Source organism: Mesorhizobium sp. M7A.F.Ca.CA.003.01.2.1, assembly GCF_003998945.1.
Lineage (GTDB): Bacteria > Pseudomonadota > Alphaproteobacteria > Rhizobiales > Rhizobiaceae > Mesorhizobium > Mesorhizobium ciceri.
The window spans coordinates 1-657 of the sequence record NZ_RZRA01001543.1 but is presented as its reverse complement, the minus strand read 5'-3'; the positions used below and the strand labels follow the sequence as shown (position 1 = coordinate 657).

General features: G+C 63.5%; 2 protein-coding genes. One reads left to right on the top strand and one right to left on the bottom strand.

Features of this window, described 5'->3' with window-relative positions:
* Positions 1–204, top strand: a 204-nt coding sequence (locus EN969_RS34075; protein WP_206525363.1) for an LssY C-terminal domain-containing protein, incomplete at its 5' end; no start/stop codon positions are given.
* A gap of 11 nt (positions 205–215) precedes the next feature.
* Here EN969_RS34075 and EN969_RS34070 read toward each other — a convergent pair.
* Positions 216–657: zinc-binding dehydrogenase (locus tag EN969_RS34070; protein ID WP_164758797.1), on the bottom strand; the 442-nt coding region annotated here is incomplete at its 5' end.

The window sequence follows — 657 nt, the reverse complement described above, 5'->3', positions numbered from 1 at the left end:
ACCGGCGCCGTCACCCACCATATCGGCCCCGACATCGACGCCGAGCGCGATTTCCTGATGCGCGACCTGGCCACTGCCGGCATGCTGCTCTCGACCAGCGACATATCGGGCGTCGGCGCCACCAAGGCGGGACGCAATGGCGGCGGCGATCCCTATTTCACGGACGGCGAGGCAATTGTCGGCGTGTTGAAGCAGTTGCCATGACATCGCAAAAGTCAGGTCGTGGTGATCACGATCTTGCCGAACGGCCCTTTCTCCAGATGTTGCAAGGCCTGCGGCACCTCATCGAAGCCAAAAACCTTGTCGATGACCGGCTTGATCGCCAGCGCCTCGATCGCCTGATTCATGCGCTCGAAAGCACGGCGATGGCCGATCGACAGGCCCTGCACGGTGATGCGGTTGCGCATGAAGGGCAGGATGGGAAAGCTGAGCTCCATCGCGCCCAGCAGGCCGATGATCGACAGCCGGCCGTCGGCGGCCAGCGCGTTCAGCGATCGCCGTGCATTGTCGCCGCCGACCATTTCCAGCACGTGGTTCACGCCCAGCCCGTTCGTCAGCTCACGCGCGGCATCGTCCCAGGCCGGTTGCGTGCGGTAGTTGATCCCTTGCCAGGCGCCAAGCTTTCTCGCCCGCTCAAGCTTTTCATCACTGCTTGAG